The sequence below is a fragment of the Ectopseudomonas toyotomiensis genome (genome assembly GCF_017167985.1).
GTDB classification, from domain to species: Bacteria; Pseudomonadota; Gammaproteobacteria; order Pseudomonadales; family Pseudomonadaceae; genus Aquipseudomonas; species Aquipseudomonas toyotomiensis.
In genome coordinates this window covers 4,260,710-4,281,366 of the sequence record NZ_CP070505.1, presented here as the reverse complement: position 1 = coordinate 4,281,366, position 20,657 = coordinate 4,260,710, and the positions used below count along the sequence as shown (strand labels likewise).

Genomic DNA, 20,657 nt, shown 5'->3' with positions numbered 1-20,657 from the left:
CGCCCACCAATACCAATAATCAAGCATCGGGGAGTCGTTCCATGTTCAAGAATCTCAGCCAGCACTTCGGCCAGGACGGCCTGGCCCCAACCGACAAGGCGCATCGCAGCCTCGGTCTTGGTGGCACCATCGCCCTGTGGCTGGGCGCCAACGTGGTGGTCACTACCATCCTCACCGGCATGCTGCTGGTGCCGGATCTGAAATTCACCCAGGCCATGCTCATCGTGCTGATCGGTTCGGGCATCGGCATCCTGCCGCTGGTACTGGTCGGCCTGATGGGCCAACGCTCGGGCCTGACCACCATGGTGCTGGCACGCGGCAGCTACGGTGTACACGGCGCCAAGCTGCCGTCGCTGGTCAACCTGCTGACCCTGCTGGCCTGGAGCTGGATCCAGGCGCTGCTGGCGGGCATGAGCCTGAACTACGCAGTGGAGCACCTGACCGGCTACTCCAACCTGCCGCTGTTCACCATCCTCTGCGAGACCCTGGTGCTGCTGATAGCCCTGCGCGGCCACCTGGGCATCGAGCGGGTCGAACGCTGGGCCGCCATCGGCATGCTCCTGCTGGCCGGCGCGGTGTTCTACGTGATGGGGCAGAAGTTCGAGTTCGCCAGCCTGCTGGCCATGCCCACCGAACCACGCAACGAGATCACCCCGGGTATCGCCTTCGATATTGTCATCGCCACTGCTTTTTCATGGATTCCACTGGCCGCCGACTACAACCGCAACTGCCGCAGCCAAGGCGTGGCGGGAGTCGGCACCTGGGTCGGCTATGTCGCCGCCACTCTGCTGGCCATGGGTCTGGGCGCCACGGTCTCGGGCTTCTCGGTGCTGACCGGCATGGAGCAGACCTACGACCCGGCGGTGCTGCTGGCCGGTTTCGGTTTCGGCCTGCCGGCGGCCATCGTGGTGTTCCTCTCGGTGATGACCACCAACGTCATGTGCGTCTACAGCGCCTCGCTGTCGTACCTGAACGTCAGCCCGAAAACTCCGTTCTGGAAGCCGGCACTGTGCATCGGCGTGCTGTCTATCCTCGGCTCGCAGATTCCCGGCATCCTCGACAACTTCCAGAGTTTCCTGCTGGTGATCGGCAGTGTGTTCATTCCCGCCTTCGCCGTGCTGATCGCCGATTACTTCCTGATCCACAAGGGCGACTACGCGGTGGATGAGCTGCTCAGTGAAGACGGCGGTCGCTACCGCTACCTGAACGGCTTCAACCCGGCCGCGTTCATTGCCTACGGCCTGGGCGCGGTGCTGGCCTACTACTGGGGCTGGGTCTCGCCGCTGGCCTGGGGCGCTTCGCTGCCGGTGTTCCTGATCACCGCTGCCAGCTACGCGGTGCTGCGCCGCTGGGTTCTGGTGCCACGGGCGCAGTTGGCCTGACGCACCACCTGCAGGAGCCAACTTGCTAGCGATTCCCTGCTGATCGCCAGCAAGCTGGCTCCTACAATAGGTCAATCGATTGCTGCGAGAGAAGTCATGAAAATCGTCAGCCGTGACCGCTGGTTCGAGGTGGAGCACCACCACGACGGCATCTGCCTCATCCACGAGCCCTACGTGCGCCCCTTCTATCGCTGCAACATGTGGCATGTGCAGGGGCGCGAACATGACGTGCTGATCGACTCCGGCTCCGGCTTGGTCAGCCTGCGCGAGCAACTGCCGTGGCTGACCGAAAAGCCGCTGCTGGCGGTGGCCAGCCACTGCCACTTCGACCACATCGCCGGGCATCACGAATTCGATGAGCGTCTGGTGCATCCGGCCGAGGCCGATATTCTCGCCGCGCCGGACGGCGCCAATACCCTGGCCACCGACTTCGTCGGTGACGACATGTTCGAAGCGCATCCGGACTGCCCGCTGTGCTACGCCGAATACCGCGTACGGGCGGCCCCAGCCACGCGCTTGGTCGAAGATGGCGACGTACTGGATCTGGGGAATCGGGTATTGCAGGTGCTGCACACGCCCGGCCATTCACCCGGCGGCATCAGCCTGTGGGAAGCGCAGACGCACACGCTGTTTTCCGGCGACATCCTCTACGATGGCCCGCTGATCGAAGACGCCTACCACTCGAATCTGGAAGATTACGCGCGCAGCCTCGCGCGCCTGCGCGAGCTACCCGTACGCACCGTGCACGGCGGGCATTTCGCGAGTTTCTCGGGAGAGCGGATGCGCGAGCTGATAGACGCCTGGTTCGACGCCCATCGGCTCAACTGACGAGTTTCAGCGACGCTGACGCTCGCGGCGCAGGCGTTGCTGCTCGGCTTCACTGATACGAATCGGCTGAGGTTGCGGGGCGAGGCCAAGGGCCTGCAGCAGGGCTTGCAGTTGTTCTTGCAGCTTGGCGAGCATGGGTACGACCTCCTGCCAAGTAAAGGGAAGAGCCAGCGGCTCACCTCTAAGATTAGGCCGGGCCAAACGGATTTCAACCAGCCTCCGTCAAATCACCGGACTCTTGCGTCGATACGGGAACACGTCGATCACCTTGCCCGCGCGAATCGCCTCCTGCAATTGTTTCCAGTAATCGGCCTCATAGAGATTGCCATGCAGCTTGCTGAATAGCTGGCGCTGCTTGATATCGGCGAACAGGAACGGCGGAAACTCCTCGGGAAACACGTCCATCGGCCCCACCGAATACCAGGGCTCGGAACTCATCTCGTCCTCGGGGAAACGCGGCGGCGGGATGCGCCGGAAGTTCACTTCAGTGAGAAAGCAGATCTCGTCGTAGTCGTAGAACACCACGCGGCCATGGCGAGTGACGCCGAAGTTCTTCAGCAACATGTCACCGGGAAAGATATTGGCCGCGGCCAACTGTTTGATGGCCAGGCCGTAGTCATCCAGCGCCTCACGCACCTGCGCCTCGTTGGCGCTTTCCAGGTAGAGGTTGAGCGGCGTCATGCGCCGCTCGGTCCAGCAGTGGCGCACCAGCACGGTATCACCTTCCACGGCCACAGTGGACGGCGCAACTTCCAGCAACTCGGCCAGGCACTCGGGCTCGAACTTGGCCTTGGGGAAACGGAAATCGGCAAACTCCTGGGTATCGGCCATGCGCCCTACCCGGTCGACGCTTTTCACCAGGCGGTACTTCTCGATCACCGTGTTGCGATCCACCGTCTTGGCGTGGGCGAAACGGTCCTTGATGATCTTGAACACGGTATTGAAACCCGGCAGGGTGAACACACTCATCACCATGCCACGCACACCGGGCGCCATGATGAAGCGATCATCAGTGCTGGCCAGGTGGCCGATCAGGGCTCGGTAGAACTCGGATTTGCCGTGCTTGTAGAAGCCGATCGAGGTGTACAGCTCGGCGATGTGCTTGCCCGGCAGGATGCGCTTGAGAAAGCCGACGAACTCGGCCGGAATCGCCACGGCCACCATGAAGTAGCTGCGGGTGAAGGAGAAGATGATCGACACCTCCGCCTCGTCGGTGATCGCCGCATCGGCCTGGATGCCCTGCCCTTCGCGGTGCAGCAAGGGGATCGCCAGCGGCCACTGCTCCTCGCGGGTGTAGATGCGCCCGATCAGGTAGGCGCCCTTGTTGCGATACAGCACCGAGGAAAACAGCTCGATGCACAACTCAGGATCCTTGCAGACCCAATCCGGTAGGCTCGCGCGCAGTTGCTCTTCCAGCCGCTGCAGGTCGCGCGACAGATCCTCGTAAGGGGCATCGAAACGGTAATCGTCGAAGATCGCCTGCAGCGCCAGGTGCAGCTCGCCTGCCGGCCGATAGCTGCGCGTCTGCGCGGCGCTGGGCTGGTTGCGTAGCGACGGCCGGGTGGTATGGATGAACATGCAGCCATCGCTAATCTGGTCATGGCTGAACAGGCTGCAGAAGATCGAGTTGAACCAGGTTTCCGCCAGTTCGTCATCAAACCGCAGGTCGATCAGGGCGATATAGGCGCTCTTGACCAGCGGCCACTGCCCGACTTCCAGCAGCGAAGCATCGAACCCTTGCAGCAGACGCTCGCGGGTTTCTGCGACCTTATCTTCATAGAGGTTGATGCGCGCCGCCGACGCTTGCTGCGCCTCCTGCCACTGCGCCTGCTCGAAGCGTACCCGCGCGCCATCGGTGATCTGGCGAAAACGCTCGCGGTAATCGTCGAAGCCATCGAGGATCAGGCGAGCGATCTCGCCGGCCGGCCATTGTTGCCCCATTACGCATGCCTCATCCGCAGTGATCAGCCGAGCTTAGCCGACAACGCCGGCGTGGATACAACCGGGAATCGCCAAATCCTCCACGATTGCACGTCGCGGCTAAAGCCCCTCCCACACCTTCCCTGCAGCAGCGCCCATGCCAAACATTCGAAAGTGCAATGCGGATTGCCAGAAGCCTGCCCAGCGGCAACACTCTCGGCCCCACCCTGCCGGATACTTCGCCTTGCGTACCGCCGATCTACTTCGTCTGCTGCTGCTCGCCGCCATCTGGGGCGCCAGCTTCCTGTTCATGCGCGTTGCCGCACCAGTGCTGGGCAGCATGCCGACCGCGTTCTTTCGCGCCAGCTTCGGCGCGCTGGGGCTGCTGGCGTTGCTCCTGCTGCTGCGCAGTGCCTGGGACTTTCGCGGCAAACTGCGCATCTGCCTCGGCCTGGGCGTGATCAACGCCGGCCTGCCTTCAGCCATGTATTGCCTGGCGGCGCTGATCCTGCCGGCCGGTTATTCGGCGATTTTCAACGCTACCACCCCACTGATGGGCGTGCTGATCGGCGCACTGTTCTTCCATGAGGGCATCACCCCGAGCAAGGCGGCGGGCGTGTTTCTCGGCCTGCTCGGCGTAGCGGTGCTGACCCGCACCGGCCCGGTGGCCTTCGACCTGCAACTGCTGCTGGGCGCCGGCGCCTGCCTGGTGGCCACCACCTGCTACGGCTTCGCCGGTTTCCTCACCCGACGCTGGATCGGCCAGCAAGGCGGCCTGGACAACCGTCTGACCGCCTTCGCCAGCCTGGCGGGGGCCAGCCTGTTCCTGCTGCCGCTGTTCGCGGGCAGCCTCGCGCTGCAACCACCGCCAAGCTGGGGTGGCATCGAGGTATGGCTGTCGCTGGCCGGCCTTGGCCTGGTCTGCACGGCGTTCGCCTATGTCCTGTATTTCCGTTTGCTGGCCGATATCGGGCCGATCAAGGCCAGCACCACCACCTTCCTGATCCCGCCGTTCGGCGTGCTATGGGGCGCTTTGCTACTGGGTGAGCCGCTCAGTTGGGCCTACCTGCCTGGCTGCGTACTGATCGGGTTGGCGCTGTGGCTGGTGGTCAGGCCAAGCGTGGCCAGAACGTAGGGTGCGCTACGCGTACCAAGGCCACCGTAAATTGTCCCGCGGTGCGCAAGGCGCTCCCTACGAAAAAACCGCCCGAAGGCGGTTTTCGCGAGAGTTAGACGTGGGATGGATCGCGCTTCATCGTTCCACCAAAACGGTGGACATGAAAAACGACACCTACCCTAGGCATGGCTCCGCTTGTAGCTTTTAGCCTGCGGTTTGGAGCCTGTAGCTGCTCTTACTGCTGCAGTTCCTGCTCGGTGAACATATCACTGAACAGCATGCTCGATAGGTAGCGCTCGCCGGAGTCCGGCAGTATCACCACGATGGTCTTGCCCTGCATCTCCGGCTTCTCTGCCAGACGCACCGCCACCGCCATCGCCGCGCCGCAGGAGATACCACAGAGAATGCCCTCTTCGCGCATCAGACGCAGGGCCATGGCCTTGGCTTCGTCGTCAGTGACCTGCTCGACCTGATCGACCATCGCCAGGTCGAGGTTCTTCGGCACGAAACCGGCGCCGATGCCTTGAATCTTGTGCGGAGCCGGCTTGACCTCTTCACCAGCCAGGGTCTGGCTGATCACTGGCGAGCCCACCGGCTCCACCGCTACCGACAGAATCGGCTTGCCCTGGGTCTGCTTGATGTAACGGGAAACGCCGGTGATGGTGCCGCCAGTGCCGACGCCGGAGACCAGCACGTCGATGGCGCCTTCGGTGTCGCGCCAGATTTCCGGGCCGGTGGTCTTCTCGTGAATGGCCGGGTTGGCAGGATTCTCGAACTGCTGCGGCAGATAGTAGTCAGGATTGGCGGCCACCAGCTCGTTGGCCTTCTCGATCGCGCCCTTCATGCCCTTGGCCGGCTCGGTCAGCACCAGCTCGGCGCCCAGGGCCTTGAGCACCTTGCGCCGCTCCAGGCTCATCGAGGCCGGCATGGTCAGCACCAGCTTGTACCCGCGCGCTGCAGCGACGAAGGCCAGGCCGATGCCGGTATTGCCGGAGGTCGGCTCGACGATGGTCATGCCCGGCTTGAGCACGCCGCGCTCCTCGGCATCCCAGATCATGCTGGCGCCAATGCGGCACTTGACCGAATAGGCCGGGTTGCGGCCCTCGATCTTGGCGAGGATGGTCACGCCTTTCGGCCCCAGGCGGTTGACCATCACCAGCGGCGTATTGCCGATGGCCTGGGAGTTGTCAGCGAAAATGCGGCTCATGATTCCTTCCTAAGCAGATGGATGATGAATAAGGGCACCAGCCTATGCCCAGGTGCGGATGCAGTCCAGCCGAACAGATCGGCGCGAACGTAGTCCATCGAAGATAACTGCTCCGACAGACGCCGCCATGAAACGACGCTACAGCTGGCCCCTCAAGGCCCTGCTCATCCTGGTTCTGCTGCTACTGGCCGCACAGCTCGCGCTGCCGTGGCTGATCCGTGACTATCTCAACGACAAGCTCGCCGAGATGGGCGACTACCGTGGGCATATCGCTGATATCGACCTGGCCTGGTGGCGCGGCGCCTACCGCATCAACGAGCTGACCATCGTCAAGGTGACGGGCGATGTGCCGGTACCGCTGCTCGATGCCCCATTGATCGACCTTTCGGTAAGCTGGCCGGCGCTATGGCGCGAGCACGCGGTGGTAGCCGAGGTGTTCTTCGAGCGGCCGCAGTTGAACTTCGTCGATGGCGGCGAAAATGACCAGGGCACCCAGACCGGTGCCGGCACCGACTGGCGCGACCAGTTGAACAAACTGCTACCGATCACGCTCAACAAACTGCGGGTGATCGACGGCCGCATCAGCTTTCACAACTTCACCACCGACCCGAAGGTGGAACTGAGCGCAGACGAGGTCAACGCCAGCCTCTACAACCTCACCAACGTCGGCGACGAACCGGGCGACCGGGTCGCGCACTTCGAAGGTCGCGCGCTGTTGCTGGAGCATGCGCCACTGGAGGCCGAGGCAACCTTCGATCCATTCGAGCAGTTCGAAGATTTCGAGCTGCGCCTGCGCGCGAAGGACATCGACCTGACGCGCTTCAACGACTTCGCCCGCGCCTACGGCCGCTTCGACTTCAAGCGCGGCAACGGCGACCTGGTAATCGAAGCGCAAGCCGAAAACGCCCAGCTCAACGGTTACATCAAACCCCTGCTGCGCGACGTCGAGGTGTTCGACTGGGAGCAGGACGTTGAGGACGAAGATAAAGGCGTACTGCGCTCACTCTGGGAGGCCATCGTCGGCGGCAGCGAGACACTGCTGAAGAACCAGCGCCGCGACCAGTTCGCCACCCGTGTCGAACTCAGCGGCAGCGTGCACGACCAGCAGACCAGCGCCTTCCAGGCCTTCATCGCCATCCTGCGCAATGGTTTCGTCGAGGCCTTCACGCCCCGCTACGAACGCCCGCCACCTCAGCAGGACGGCAGCTGAGCTGTAGTCGTAAGCAGCGGTGACCGCCCATTCAGTGACTGAATACTGCGTCTGCGTTCACAGCCACCGGAGCTGCGCGTTATAGTCGCACTCTGAATTTCTGCTGCGGGCCGGCCCGCGCGTTACCGTTCCGAGGATTTTCCGATGAAGTTCGAAGGCACCCAGTCCTACGTCGCCACCGACGACCTCAAACTCGCGGTCAACGCCGCCATCACCCTGCAGCGCCCGCTGCTGGTCAAGGGTGAACCGGGCACCGGCAAGACCATGCTCGCCGAGCAATTGGCCGACGCCTTCTCTGCCCGCCTGATCACCTGGCACATCAAATCCACCACCAAGGCGCACCAGGGCCTGTACGAATACGATGCGGTCAGCCGCCTGCGCGATTCGCAGCTCGATTCCGACAAGGTTCACGACGTTCGCAACTACATCAAGAAAGGCAAGCTGTGGGAGGCGTTCGAATCCGACGAGCGCGTGATCCTGCTGATCGACGAGATCGACAAGGCCGACATCGAGTTCCCCAACGACCTGTTGCAGGAACTCGACAAGATGGAGTTCTACGTTTACGAGACCAACGAGACGATCAAGGCCAAGCAGCGCCCGATCATCATCATCACCTCGAATAACGAGAAGGAACTGCCGGACGCCTTCCTGCGCCGCTGCTTCTTCCACTATATCGCCTTCCCCGATCGCGACACCCTGAAGAAGATCGTCGATGTGCACTACCCCAACATCAGCGGCGAGCTGGTGGCCGAGGCGCTGGACGTGTTCTTCGACGTGCGCAAGGTACCGGGCCTGAAGAAGAAGCCTTCGACCAGCGAACTGGTGGACTGGCTCAAGCTGCTGATGGCCGACAATATCGGCGAAGCGGTGTTGCGCGAGCGCGACCCGACCAAGGCCATCCCGCCGCTGGCCGGCGCTCTGGTGAAGAACGAGCAGGATGTGCAGCTACTCGAGCGCCTGGCCTTCATGACCCGCCGAGCATCCCGATAAACGGGCGGCTGCGCGTCGGCCAGGCTGTGTTGAGAGCAGGCTCGCAATGCTCATGTACAAAAGTACACTGCGCTTGCTCGCCTGCTCTCGCCTTGCCTGGCTCTAGCTCGCTCGCCCTTGCTCCGGCGTGAGCAGTGGCCACAGGCAGTCACAGACCTTCATGAGGGCATAGCATGCTGCTCAACCTATTCAACGAAATGCGCGCGGCCAAGGTGCCGGTGTCGGTGCGCGAGCTGCTCGACCTGATCAATGCGCTCAAGCACAACGTCGTGTTCGCCGACATGGACGAGTTCTACTACCTGGCGCGCGCGATCCTGGTGAAGGATGAACGCCACTTCGACAAGTTCGACCGGGCCTTCGGCGCCTACTTCAAGGGCCTGGAAAACCTCAACGAACACATCGAGGCGATGATCCCCGAGGAGTGGCTGCGCAAGGAGTTCGAGCGCCTGCTGACCGACGAGGAAAAGGCGCAGATCCAGAGCCTCGGCGGCCTGGACAAGCTGATCGAGGAGTTCAAGAAGCGCCTCGAGGAGCAGAAGGAAAAGCACGCCGGCGGCAACAAGTGGATCGGCACCGGCGGCACCAGCCCGTTCGGCTCCGGTGGCTACAACCCGGAAGGCATTCGCGTCGGCGATGCCGGCAAGCGCCAGGGCAAGGCCGCCAAGGTATGGGACCAGCGCGAGTACAAGAACCTCGACGATCAGGTCGAACTGGGCACGCGCAACATAAAGGTGGCACTGCGCCGCCTGCGCAAGTTCGCCCGTCAGGGCGCAGCCGAAGAGCTGGATCTGGACGGCACCATCGACCACACCGCGAAGGACGGCGGCCTGCTCAACATCCAGATGCGCCCGGAACGGCGCAATACGGTCAAGCTCCTGCTGTTGCTGGACATCGGCGGCTCGATGGACGCCCACGTCAAGGTCTGCGAGGAGCTGTTCTCGGCCTGCAAGACCGAATTCAAGCATCTTGAATATTTCTACTTCCACAATTTCATCTACGAGAGCGTGTGGAAGAACAACATGCGCCGCACCAGCGAGCGCACCTCGACGATGGACCTGCTGCACAAGTACGGCGCCGACTACAAGGTGGTGTTCGTCGGCGATGCGGCCATGGCGCCCTACGAGATCACCCAGGCCGGCGGCAGCGTCGAACACTGGAACGAGGAAGCCGGCTACGTCTGGATGAAGCGCTTCACCGAGAAGTTCAAGAAGATCATCTGGATCAACCCCTACCCCAAGGACACCTGGAACTACACCGCCTCCACTGGCCTGGTGCGCGAGCTGATCGAAGATCGCATGTACCCGCTGACCCTGCAGGGGCTGGAGGACGGCATGAAGTACCTGTCCAAGTAAGACTTCAAGCCGCAATGAAAAACGCCGCGAATCCAGTAAAGAATTCGCGGCGTTTTGCTATTCGGTTGCACGCGCCTGACTTGCATATTCCTGCTCCAACCGGCCGAGCATCCTCTCGGTATAGTCGAAACAGTAATCCAGCTTCTCGTGCGCTTTCACATAGTCCACGGCGAACCTGAGCGACATGTCGCTCAGGCATTTCTCGACCAGGGCGCTGCTGATAGGCAACCCCTCTTCTGGCATGTCGGGGATGCGTTCGCGGACGAAATCGGCACTGGTGGCCAGTCGATTGCCATCGACGGCAAAAGCCCAGTCCCGCATGGTCGCCTCATGCAGCGTACCGCCCTGATCCCATCCCTCGGCGAAGCGATCCGCTTCGCCGCAACCGGCGCCCAGCAACAGCACAACCGCAAGAAAGGAGCCGCGCAGTACATCCTTGAGCATGACGCTACCCACGCTTCGAACTCAACGCTTGTCCGCATCGTTCGGTTTGTTCAGATCCATGACCGTCTGCGCCGGCGCCTGTACCGGCTCCTCGGCCTTGGCCTCGGCTGGCGCTGCAACAGGAGCAGCCGGTGCACTCGCCTCTTCGCTCGCAGTGTCCTTCTTGCGCAGACCGATACGTTTGAACAGCCAGCCGCCCAGCACCACCGGGATGAACCAGAACTTCTTCAGCAGTACCAGCAACATGGCCAGCAAACCGGTCTTGGCGGCGACCTTGCCAGCTACCAGCGCGCCGAGGCCGTATGCGGCCACGGTATCCAGATCCGGATCGAACTCGGCATAGCGCTGGCCCGGGTTGAACTCGGTCGCAGCCAGCACGGCCGGCACGCTGGCCTCGATTTCTGCCAGTTGATCCATATTGGCGACGAAATTCAGCACCAGCACACCCTTACGGCCCAACACGCGAATGTTGTAATTCAGCGTATTGGCGTCGCTATCGCCGAACTTCAGTTCCTTGGCCCAGTACAGCTTCTTGCCTTCGGCATCGTAGTGCGGCTCGGCGGCCCAGCCGACCAGTTGCACGGCCTCGTAGCCATTCTCTTCACGCCAGGTGTTGGCCTCCTGCATGTCGGCCTGCATGTCCTTGAGCATGTCGCCGTAGTCGATATCGGCGGCGTCCTCATCGGACACGTAGCCGCTGTCTTCATATTCGACGGTCACACCCCAGGATTCATCGGCTAGCGGCGACACGCCAGCCGGCAGGATCATGCCTAGCGGCGGGACGTCATCTGGCGGATTGCCCCAGCCATCGACCAGCAGGCGCTGGGCGTTCTCACCGTCGAGAAACACCAGGGTATCGGGCAGGTTGAGGGTCGCCAGATCGTTGCCCAGGACGACGCGGCCACTCTTGAACTCCAGACTGGCGACGAATTCTTCAGGACTGATGTATTGCGCCGCATCCTCGGTCTCGATGACCTCGGCGTCGACCGCAGCGTTTTCTGACTCGGTCTCGGGATTGGCGTATGCAACACAGGTGAACGGCAGGACAGCAGCCAGCGCGGCTGCCAGGATCGAATCCTTGATCGACATGGGAACTCCATAGACACGGGGTAGGTAAATGTAACTGCTTATTACGTTACCACGCGCATGGAACTCGACATGCGTCATACCGCAACTTTTTGCGATTTTCCGCCCCCCTGCAAAGAAGACCACGGAGCACCGCCCCCGCAGGCGATGCTCCGCAGCCAACCTGGCGCCGACCGTGGCTACCGTGCGTGATCCGAACGCCAGGAATCACGCCCCCTCATGCCAACTGGAAGTCGGTGATGGTCACGCTGGTGTGGTCGGTCACACCGACCAGGCGGATACTGCCGCCATCTGCACCGTTGACCGTCACCAATACATCGCTACCAGCATCGGCGATTGACACCCGACTGGCGAAAGTCGCCGCCGTCAGATTGAACGCCGCAATGTTGAGCAGGTCCTGCCCTCCAGCCGGGTTGGCGTCGAAACCAATGATGGTGTCGTTGCCGAAGTTGGGGCCGAATACGAGGATGTCGTTACCCTGATTGGCGTACAGGGTGTCGTTGCCGACACCGCCGATCATGATGTCGTTACCCGCACCACCATCGAGGATGTCGTCACCGTCGCCACCGTCGAGGATGTCGTTGCCACCCTCGCCGAACAGGGTATCGGCCCCGCTTCCCCCACTCAGGCTGTCAGCACCAGCACCGCCATACAACAGATCATCCCCCTCCATGCCGTTGAGCACATCGTTACCTCCCAACCCTCTGAGGGTATCGTTGCCCACGCCCCCCACCATCATGTTGGCCAGGCCATTACCACTGGCGACCACGGCGTTGCTGCCAACTTGGACGAACATCTCCACGTTGGCACCCAGGGTGTAACTGGAGGCAGTGGAATACACGGTATCGACCCCTGCGCCAGCAGCCTCGACCACCACATCGCCGGAGTTGTCGACGTAGTAGCTGTCGTTGCCCCCCCCACCAACCAGGCGGTCGGCGCCAGTCCCACCATCGAGTACATCGTTGCCTGCACCGCCGGTGATGGTATTGGCCAGCTCGTTACCATAGCCGGTGAAGTTGCCCGTGCCGATAAAGGTCAGGTGCTCGACGTTAGCCCCCAGGCCGTATTCCTGCAGGGTGGTGCGCACGGTATCGGTGCCGCCACCTGCCGCCTCTATCACTTGGTCGCCCACGTTATCGACGATATAGATGTCGTTACCCAGACCACCGAGCATGACATCGGCGCCGAGGCCGCCATCCAGGGTGTCGTTGCCCGCGCCGCCGTCGAGGATGTCGTTACCGGCCAAGCCGTTGAGCACGTCGTTGCCGCCCAGACCGAGGATATGGTCGTCCAGCGCCGTGCCGTTGAGCGTATTGGCCGCGTTGGTGCCCATGATCACCGCACTGGCTACCACCGCGGTGGCCGCCGAGGTCAGCGACTCGAAGGTGCCGCGATTATCGGTGTAGCTGACCTGCACCCGCACCTGTTGGCCGGCCTGAGCCGCCGTCAGGGTGAAGGACTGCGCGGTAGCACCGGCGATATTGCTGAAGCTATCGCCACTGCCGACCTGCCACTGGTAGGCGAAGGTCACACCGACCATACCGTCGGCATCGGCGATCATCGCCGTGGAGGCGATCAGCACCTGACCGACACTGGGCGAAGCATTGTTGAGTTGCGGCAAGCCGGTCGGCGCATCGTTGACGTTGAGCACCGGCGCGGTGACCGCGGACACCAGGCTCTCCGGGTTGCCCCAGTCGTCGTTGAAGCTGACCACTACGCGTAGCGCCAGCCCGACCTGTGCGTCGCCGGGCTGGAAGCTCTGCCCGGTGCCGACCTGCACCCACTCGCCGGCCACCAGCGCCTGCCAGGCGTAGCTGAGCACAGCGAATTCGGTGCCATTGGGATCGCTGACGGTGGCGGCAGCCAGCAGCACCTCGTCCTCGGCCGGCGCCATGTTGCTGATGGTTACGCTACCCTCGGCCGGCCTGGGCACCAACCAGACCACCTGGTCGGCAAACTGCACGCGGTCTATATTACGCAGGGTATCGGTACCGTCGGAGACGATCTTGCGTGTGGTGCTGAGGCCGTCCGGATCGAGCGGGTCGAAGGTGGTCACGGTGCCGCCGCCACCGGCGAAGCGGGTATGGCTGACCGTCCAGGTACCATCGAAGTTCTCGAAGATGTCGTACTCATCGGCCAGACCGAAGTACACCGCGGTGTCGATGTCGTTTTCGTCCTTGCTGTAGAGAATCTCACGCACGATATGTAACTGGCCGGGATTGAGCAGGCGGCTGAACATCGCCTGATCCAGGGTCAGGCTCTCCGCAGTGCCGGCCAGCACCCCACTCTTGCCGGTGATCACCTTGGTCATACCATCGGCCGTGCCAATCTCGTTGCCGGCGTCGTCGCGGATGCTGATGCGAACGTTGAGCCAGGCCGCACCGTCGATGTAGTCGTCACCACCGCGGCCCTCGATCACGTCGCTGCCGCCGCCGCCGAGCAGAATATTACCGGCATTGAAGGCTATCGCGGCCTCGAGGTCGCCCTCCTCGGGGGGCAGTTCCACCAGATAGTCGAGCATCTCGCGCAGACCATTGATACGGTCCACACCGGCCTGGCTGAGAGCGTTGTTGATGTCCAGCTGATCTTCCTCGCCAGCATCCGGGTCGTTGCTGCGATCGTCGCCGCGCAGCACGTCGTCCAGGTCCCAGCCCGACAGCGCCTCGACATCGCTGAAGCGGTCTCGCAGTACCTTCAGCGGCTCGGTGTCGAACACCAACTGGTTGAGATCAGAGTAGGCGGACACCGTGCTGTCCTTGTGGATCACCCAGTCGAAGCCCCACATGCCAATGTTCTTCTGGATACCGGCGCCGGCGAACATGATGTCATCACCGGAGTCGGCGTCGTAGTCGGTGTCGCCCTGACCACCGTTGAGCACGTCGTGGCCAATGATCGGACTCTCGAAGAAGATGTCGCCGTTGTCGCCAGCGATGTAGTCGAAGCGACCACCGCCTTCAATCCAGTCGTCGCCGGAACCACCGAACAGGGAATCGATACCATCACCGCCGTGGATGAAATCGTTGCCCGTGCCGCCCAGAATCTCCTTGCCGTCGGTCCCGCCGATAACGAAGTCATGGCCGTCGCCAGCGAAGATCAGGTCGAGGCCATTGCCGCCGTGAATCACATCGTTGCCATCGCCGGCCTTGATGATGTCATCGCCGCCGATGTCGGTGATGATGTCGTCGCCGTCACCGCCCTGGATGATGTCGTTGCCGTAGCCACCCTCCAGACGGTCGTTGCCGCCATCGCCCCACAGGGTATCGTCGCCGACGCCGCCGACCAGAGTGTCGTTGCCTTCGGTGCCACCCAGCACCACATGGGCTTCACCGTTGTAGCGCAGGTAGCCCTCGCCACGTTCCACCATGGGCGTAAGCGCCTGCATGATGGGACTGTCCCATACCGGGTCGTCGCCGATCTGCAGCGCCTGGTTCAGCTCGAGGATATGGTCCACCGAGGCGAACAGATCGCCCGGCAGGTGCGAGGAGCCCGGCTGGCCGAGGTCGGTATTGGCCATCACCAGCGAGGCGAAGGAGTTGGCCTCCAGTGCCCCCAACAGGTCGAGCCCCTGGGTGCGCGACAGGTAGTAGAAGCGGTCGCCGTCCTGCAGTTTTTCCATCTGCACTTCGAAGACGAAGTTGAAGGTCGAGCCGAGCATGCCGCCGAAAGGCATCTTGCGCTCGGCCAGCCCGCCGATCCAGAAGTCCACCAGATTCAGGCCGGACTCGCGCTCGGCCCAGGTGCCGCTGCTGTTGAGGAAGTCGGTGCGATCGCCGGGGCTGCCGCTACCGCCCATCACCAGCAGGGTGGCGGCGGCGCGCTTGGCCTCGGCGGTATCGGCCGCGAGGATGCTCTCGTGCTGACCGTAGGCGGCGATGAAATTGATGATCGACGCCGGGTTCTTGATGTTCAGCGCGAAATCGACCCAGCTGACGTAGGGTTTGAGGTTGCTGTCGCCGGTGGCGGCGAAGAACTGCTCGCGCGCGCTGTTGAGTGACGGCACGCCGGTGTCGCGGCCGCGGGCGATATTGATCGCCGCCAGATCCAGCGGCAGCCCCACCAGGTTGTTGCGCAAGGCGCCGGTGACGAACTCGTCGATCTCGTTGCCGGTCTGCCGGGTCATGCCGCGGATGATCGAGCCAGCCATGACATCAGCATCGGCGCTGGCGAACTCGACCGGATTGAGAAAGGCCTCGATCAGGCCGATATCGCTGGACTGCATGTCGAAGCTCAGCCGGTCCACGGTTTCGTTGAGCATGGAGTGGCCGAAGCGGTACACCACATGGGCGAACTCGGCGACGATGGCCGCGTCGATCTCGATATCCGGCTGTACCAGGAAGATATCGGTGAACGGCTGGACCTTGCGCACAAACTCCTCGAATACCAGGTGCTGGTACTGCATCTCGTTGACGAAGCGCGCGGCCTGGAACAAGCGCTCACCGTTCCAGATCAGCCCGTCGGCACTCTCCGGCACCTCATTCACCGGTACCAACAGCCACTCGTTGATAAAGGCCAGATCGCCGCTGGCGAGGATCGTCTGCTTGTTGGCCTCGACCAGACGATTGTGCTCGGAGTGGAACACATGGTGCACCGCGGTCAGGCCGATATTCTCGTTGCCTCGACCGTCGCCGGTGATGTAGTGGGCATCGAGCAGTTCGTTGTCGTACTCGAGGTTGCGCCCGGTCATGGGGTTGACGGCTACGGCATTGCCCACGTCGCTGTCGCCATCAGCCATCAGCTGCCCGCCGACTATCACCGGCACCGCGTTATGAGCGATATCGTCGAGGAAGGCATGGCCGGTGCGTACGGCCCCCTGGGTGCTGATGGGACTGTCCGGATCGCCCTCCACCTGAACCGGCGGATTGCCGGGCATGATCAGCATGGCGAAACCGTTCTCGCCACGGATGAACTGACCGTATTGGTCGGTGGCCAGCAGCGGCACGTTGCCGACATCGGCATCGGTGAGGTCGATGCCGAGCATCTCGCGCGCCTGCGCCTTGATATCGGCCCAGGTAGCCAGGCCGCCGTTGGGCCCGTCAAGCATATGCCCGGTGGCCACCGGCTTGCCATTGACCAGCACGTACTCGCGCAGGAACACCTGGTGCGATGCATGCGAGGTGTAGGTCTGGTTCTGGTCGACGAAGGGGGTGGTCTGGTTGACATGCTCGCGCACGTCGTCGGCCGTGCCGAGGATGCCATCCGGCCCGGGCTGGTTGGTGGCGCGGGTGAGGATCATGAAGTTGCTGTGCGAGCCCTCGACATACAATGGGTCATCTGGCTGCAGGGGGATATACACGGTACCGCTGCCGCCCTTGTTGACTAGGTCCAGGCCATGGTCGAAGAACTGGCCGAACAGACTCATCCAGGCGTTGAACGGCGCACTCAAGCCCTCGTCCGGCGACACGTTGGGCACCAGCACACTGCCGTTGTCCATGACGATGCCCATATCGTCCAACAATCCATCCAGCGCGGTTTGCGCAGCTGCGACCTCGGCGCTGTTTTCGGCAACCTCGGCCAGCACCAGTTCGTGGGCGGCCGTATCGCTGGCCAACTGTGTGGCCGCTGCCTGAGCAACGATCTGAGCTTCCATAGCAAGCGCAGCCGATGCGGCAGCACTTTCGCCAGCCGAGCCAGCTTGCTCCTGAGCTGCGGTAGTCGCAGCCGCTGCCGCGTTGTATGTGGCTAAAGTGCCGACAACATCACCACCGTTGTTCAGGGCGAAAATCAACGCCGCCAAGGCAGCCCCTTCCGCGGCCTGCGCAGCTGTTACCAGCGCCAGCGCCTCGCTGTGCGCCAGGGCGTCGGCATCGGCCTGCGCCTGCACCTGCGCCGCCTCTATTGCTGCAGCCTGGGCAGCAGCAGCAGAGGCGGCCAGCAGCGCGGCGCTAGCCTCGACCAGCGCACTATTGCCCTGCGCAGCCGCCTCGGCGGCTTTCAACGCGGCCAGAGCATCTGCCACCAACTGTGCATCGCCGAAGACGTCGCTGGAACCGGCGTACTCCAGCGCGGCCATCACCGCCGCCGGGTTGTTCAGGCTCTGGTCGACGATCAGGTTGCTGATGATCCGCGGCTGAGAATCCACCACATAGCCACTGGTTTGTTCATAGCTGGTCTGAGTGCCTGAACCGGGAAAACCAGGAGGGGCGCCGGCACCATCGATACCATTTTCCGCATCGCGAAACTCGGGTTCCAGCAGCCGCGGCATGACCTGGTCGGCCGAGCCGTATTGCTCCTGGCCAGGTACGAGATTGTTGTAGGTACCGTCGACCGTACGCAGACCATAGGGCAGCAAAGGGTTGCTGACTAGGTCATACAACGACTCGCCGGCCGCATGAGCTTCGGCGATCTTGATTTGCAGAAGAATGAATTCCAGGTCGGATTGGGTTGTCTTGACAGCCATTTTGTTGTGCTCCCTTCGATGTGAGCGCGACTGACGGAGACGTCAGTGAAACCACATGCATACGGCAACATTGCAACGGCGTGGCGCAGCGCAGGCAGAAGTGTGTCTAGGCAGATGGAATAGGGCTCGAACCGCACTTGGCGATCATTTGCCCCGGCGGCAACTGGGCCGTGGGATGGGACTAAGGCGGCCCGTGACCATGCCACAGACCGGTACCACATAAGCTCGCCGCTACGGGACGGCGTGGACTGCTGTCCATGTTATTGCGCTCCATCACCGGTGGCCTGAACGACGGCCGTGGCGCCCTCTCTTGCACCACATGCCATCGCCAACACCACGCTTGAAAATGCTCAAGACCCACTCCATGCGTCCTATCAAGCTACAGCTGTAACTACCACCTCACCTGTCGCCTGAAGCACACGCCAACCTCTGCGGAGTTGGTGATCTGCGCTCGGCGACCCGGCAAGGCCAATCCTGAACTAGCTTGTTGATAGACCTCGGCACGTTGCAGCCAGCAAAAGGTCTTTTCAGCACTTGGCTTCAAGCATCGGGGAGTAACGGCAATGGCCATAGATGCAAAGGTCGAATCCATTTCAACGACCTTGGTCGAGAATGGTGATGGGACTTTGGTCGAACCCACTTCATCCGGCTGGCGCCGACTGGGGCCGGCGAACCGCTCGGTGCAGTTCGTTCTCGCGGCTGCACTGATTCTCGGCGTAAGCATGACCTTCGTCGGCAGCCTGGTCAGCCAGCAAATCAGGCTGGCCGCAGCGCAGAGTGCAGGAGAAGGCGCGGCCATCTACATGGAGGCATTTCTCGACGAGTACGTGCAGGAGCTGGCCAGCGCACGCAACCTCAAACCCGAGAGCACGCAGGCCATCGATGCACTGATGCAGCAAACCTCGCTCAACAGCCACATCTTTTCGGTGAAGATCTGGCTTCCCGACGGCAGCAACGTCTACAGCACCAGCAAGCGCCCGGTCTTCTATTATCACCCGGCCGGCCCCATCGCCGAGGCCATGCAGGGCAAGGTGGTCACCCGCCTGAGCCCGCTGGATCATGACGAGCACGCCTACGAGCGCAGCTTCGACCGGCCACTGTACGAAACCTACGTGCCACTGCGCGAGTTCGGTAGCGGGAAGATCATCGCCATCGGCGAGTTCTACGAGATGGAGCACGAGATCGGCAGCATCCACCAGCAGGTCTGGGCAATCATCGCCGCCGCTACCCTGGCCATGCTGGTGCTGCTGTTTCTCATTGTCCGCCACGGTGATCGCATCATCGGCAAACAGCAGACGGCCCTGCGCCAGCAGATACATGCACAACTGGCGCTGCATGAGCAAAATGCCACCCTGCAGCGACGCATTGCCACCGCCAGCCAGGAGTTCGCCACGATCAATGAACTCACCCACAGACGTCTGGGCGCCGACCTGCACGATGGTCCGGCGCAGCTCCTGACCCTGATCCTGCTGCGCCTGGATGAGCTGGCGGCATTGTCGACCAGCACGACCAGCGAGCCATTGGAGACCATCCGCAACGCCGCGCAGGAAAGCCTGCGCGAGATTCGCGGTATTTCCCGTGGCCTGGCCCTGCCGGAAATCAACGAACTGAATCTGGATGAGCTGCTCAAACTGGTGGTGCAACGCCATGAGCAGCGCAGCGAAACCAAGGTGCAGCTAGATCTCGGCGAGTTACCCGAGGCGCTGAGTCTTCCCTACAAGATCTGCGTCTACCGGCTGGTACAGGAGGCGTTGAACAACGCCTTCCACCATGCCGGCGGCCAGGGACAGCGGGTCAGCGCCGAGTGCAGGCAGGGCGTACTGGAAGTCCAGGTGGCGGACGCCGGCGCCGGCATCGATCAGGGTCTTCAGGCCGCGACAGGGTCAAATCGCTCGCGCCTGGGACTGGTGGGCATGCGCTATCGGGTGGAGTCTCTGGGCGGAACGTTCGAGCTCGAATCGGCCCCCGGGCAAGGCACCCGGGTCACGGCCAGATTCGATTTACACGATGACGAAAACTGCCAGTAACACCTGTGCCGTCACGGCGCACCGATGCCTACCGTCCAGGTCTTGTGGCTTTCCCAATAGCGGCGCACTGCCGCCACCGCCTCGACACGATTGCGCGCATGCAGCTTCTGCATCACGTTGGTCATGTAGTACTTCACCGTCTTCTCGCTCAAGCCCAGCTTGGCCGCCACCTCGCGATTGGTCAGACCGTTGGCGACCTCGCGAATGATCTGTTCTTCGCGGTGGGTGAGATCTACCCCACGCTGCTCGGTCTGGTGCTTGCGGAAGTTGCTCAGCAGGCGCGTCGCCAACGCCGGGGTGATAAAGGTTTCACCCTTGGCCACGGTGCGAATCGCCTCAATCAGCTCGGGACCACTGACCCCCTTTAGCACGTAGCCCTGGGCACCGCCCTCCAGAGCCGAATAGGCGTCGTCCTCGGACTCCGATACCGTCAGCATCAACACCTTGACCTTCGGCTGCGCCTTGCTGATGGCACGTACCGCGGCGAAGGTATCGCCCGGCATGTTGACATCCATCAGCAGCACATCAGGCTGACAGCGCGCGGAAATTTCCCGCGCTTCGTCGGCACAACCGCCCTGCTCCACCACCTCGAAGTCCTTGACCCGGCCCAGGGTTGCGGCGACCCCCTGCCGTAGCAGTGGATGGTCATCGACTATGCCCACTTTGATCTTGTCGCTCATCGAATATGCTCCCCTCA

At 62.5% G+C, this 20,657-nt stretch carries 14 protein-coding genes; 7 read left to right on the top strand and 7 right to left on the bottom strand.

The window, feature by feature from the left end; genetic code table 11:
- The first annotated feature begins 41 nt into the window (after positions 1-41).
- Complete coding sequence (locus JWV26_RS19845; protein ID WP_206417635.1) at positions 42-1,382, top strand: purine-cytosine permease family protein; 1,341 nt, start codon at positions 42-44, stop codon at positions 1,380-1,382.
- Between the two features lie 96 nt (positions 1,383-1,478).
- Positions 1,479-2,210, top strand: a complete 732-nt coding sequence (locus JWV26_RS19840; protein WP_072424658.1) for an MBL fold metallo-hydrolase — start codon at positions 1,479-1,481, stop codon at positions 2,208-2,210.
- A 6-nt stretch (positions 2,211-2,216) separates the two neighbouring features.
- Here JWV26_RS19840 and JWV26_RS24565 read toward each other — a convergent pair whose 3' ends face one another.
- Positions 2,217-2,345: a PA1414 family protein gene (locus JWV26_RS24565; RefSeq protein ID WP_017677423.1), complete on the bottom strand. Its 129-nt coding sequence runs from the start codon at positions 2,343-2,345 to the stop codon at positions 2,217-2,219.
- Between the two features lie 87 nt (positions 2,346-2,432).
- The gene (gene aceK / locus JWV26_RS19835) at positions 2,433-4,151 is read right to left on the bottom strand and encodes a bifunctional isocitrate dehydrogenase kinase/phosphatase (protein WP_206417634.1); all 1,719 of its coding nucleotides are present in this window, start codon (positions 4,149-4,151) and stop codon (positions 2,433-2,435) included.
- Positions 4,152-4,374: 223 nt separating this feature from the next.
- Here aceK and JWV26_RS19830 point away from each other — a divergent pair, with 223 nt between their 5' ends.
- Positions 4,375-5,265, top strand: coding sequence for a DMT family transporter (locus JWV26_RS19830; RefSeq protein ID WP_206417633.1), 891 nt, complete (start codon positions 4,375-4,377; stop codon positions 5,263-5,265).
- A gap of 217 nt (positions 5,266-5,482) precedes the next feature.
- Here the strand turns inward: JWV26_RS19830 and cysK are convergent, their stop codons facing one another.
- Positions 5,483-6,454, bottom strand: a complete 972-nt coding sequence (gene cysK, locus JWV26_RS19825) for a cysteine synthase A (protein ID WP_206417632.1) — start codon at positions 6,452-6,454, stop codon at positions 5,483-5,485.
- Positions 6,455-6,581: 127 nt separating this feature from the next.
- Here cysK and JWV26_RS19820 point away from each other — a divergent pair, with 127 nt between their 5' ends.
- From JWV26_RS19820 to JWV26_RS19810, 3 genes are all read left to right on the top strand, one after another.
- Positions 6,582-7,664: a DUF748 domain-containing protein gene (locus tag JWV26_RS19820; protein ID WP_206417631.1), complete on the top strand. Its 1,083-nt coding sequence runs from the start codon at positions 6,582-6,584 to the stop codon at positions 7,662-7,664.
- Positions 7,665-7,808: 144 nt separating this feature from the next.
- On the top strand, positions 7,809-8,654 hold the full coding sequence (locus JWV26_RS19815; protein WP_072424653.1) for an AAA family ATPase: 846 nt from the start codon (positions 7,809-7,811) through the stop codon (positions 8,652-8,654).
- 173 nt (positions 8,655-8,827) lie between these two features.
- Positions 8,828-10,006, top strand: coding sequence for a vWA domain-containing protein (locus JWV26_RS19810; RefSeq protein ID WP_072424652.1), 1,179 nt, complete (start codon positions 8,828-8,830; stop codon positions 10,004-10,006).
- A gap of 57 nt (positions 10,007-10,063) precedes the next feature.
- Here the strand turns inward: JWV26_RS19810 and JWV26_RS19805 are convergent, their stop codons facing one another.
- The 3 genes from JWV26_RS19805 to JWV26_RS19795 all read right to left on the bottom strand — a co-directional run bounded on the left by JWV26_RS19805 (position 10,064) and on the right by JWV26_RS19795 (position 17,933).
- Positions 10,064-10,450, bottom strand: a complete 387-nt coding sequence (locus JWV26_RS19805; RefSeq protein ID WP_241201233.1) for a hypothetical protein — start codon at positions 10,448-10,450, stop codon at positions 10,064-10,066.
- Between the two features lie 21 nt (positions 10,451-10,471).
- The gene (locus JWV26_RS19800; protein WP_206417629.1) at positions 10,472-11,539 is read right to left on the bottom strand and encodes a DUF2167 domain-containing protein; all 1,068 of its coding nucleotides are present in this window, start codon (positions 11,537-11,539) and stop codon (positions 10,472-10,474) included.
- 214 nt (positions 11,540-11,753) lie between these two features.
- A complete protein-coding gene (locus JWV26_RS19795; protein WP_206417628.1) occupies positions 11,754-17,933 on the bottom strand; it encodes a peroxidase family protein in 6,180 nt (2,059 codons plus the stop codon).
- A 563-nt stretch (positions 17,934-18,496) separates the two neighbouring features.
- Here JWV26_RS19795 and JWV26_RS19790 point away from each other — a divergent pair.
- The gene (locus JWV26_RS19790; RefSeq protein WP_206417627.1) at positions 18,497-19,960 is read left to right on the top strand and encodes a sensor histidine kinase; all 1,464 of its coding nucleotides are present in this window, start codon (positions 18,497-18,499) and stop codon (positions 19,958-19,960) included.
- Positions 19,961-19,971: 11 nt separating this feature from the next.
- Here the strand turns inward: JWV26_RS19790 and JWV26_RS19785 are convergent, their stop codons facing one another.
- Positions 19,972-20,640 (bottom strand): response regulator, encoded by a 669-nt coding sequence (locus tag JWV26_RS19785; protein WP_206417626.1) that lies wholly within the window; start codon positions 20,638-20,640, stop codon positions 19,972-19,974.
- Between the last annotated feature and the right edge of the window lie 17 nt (positions 20,641-20,657).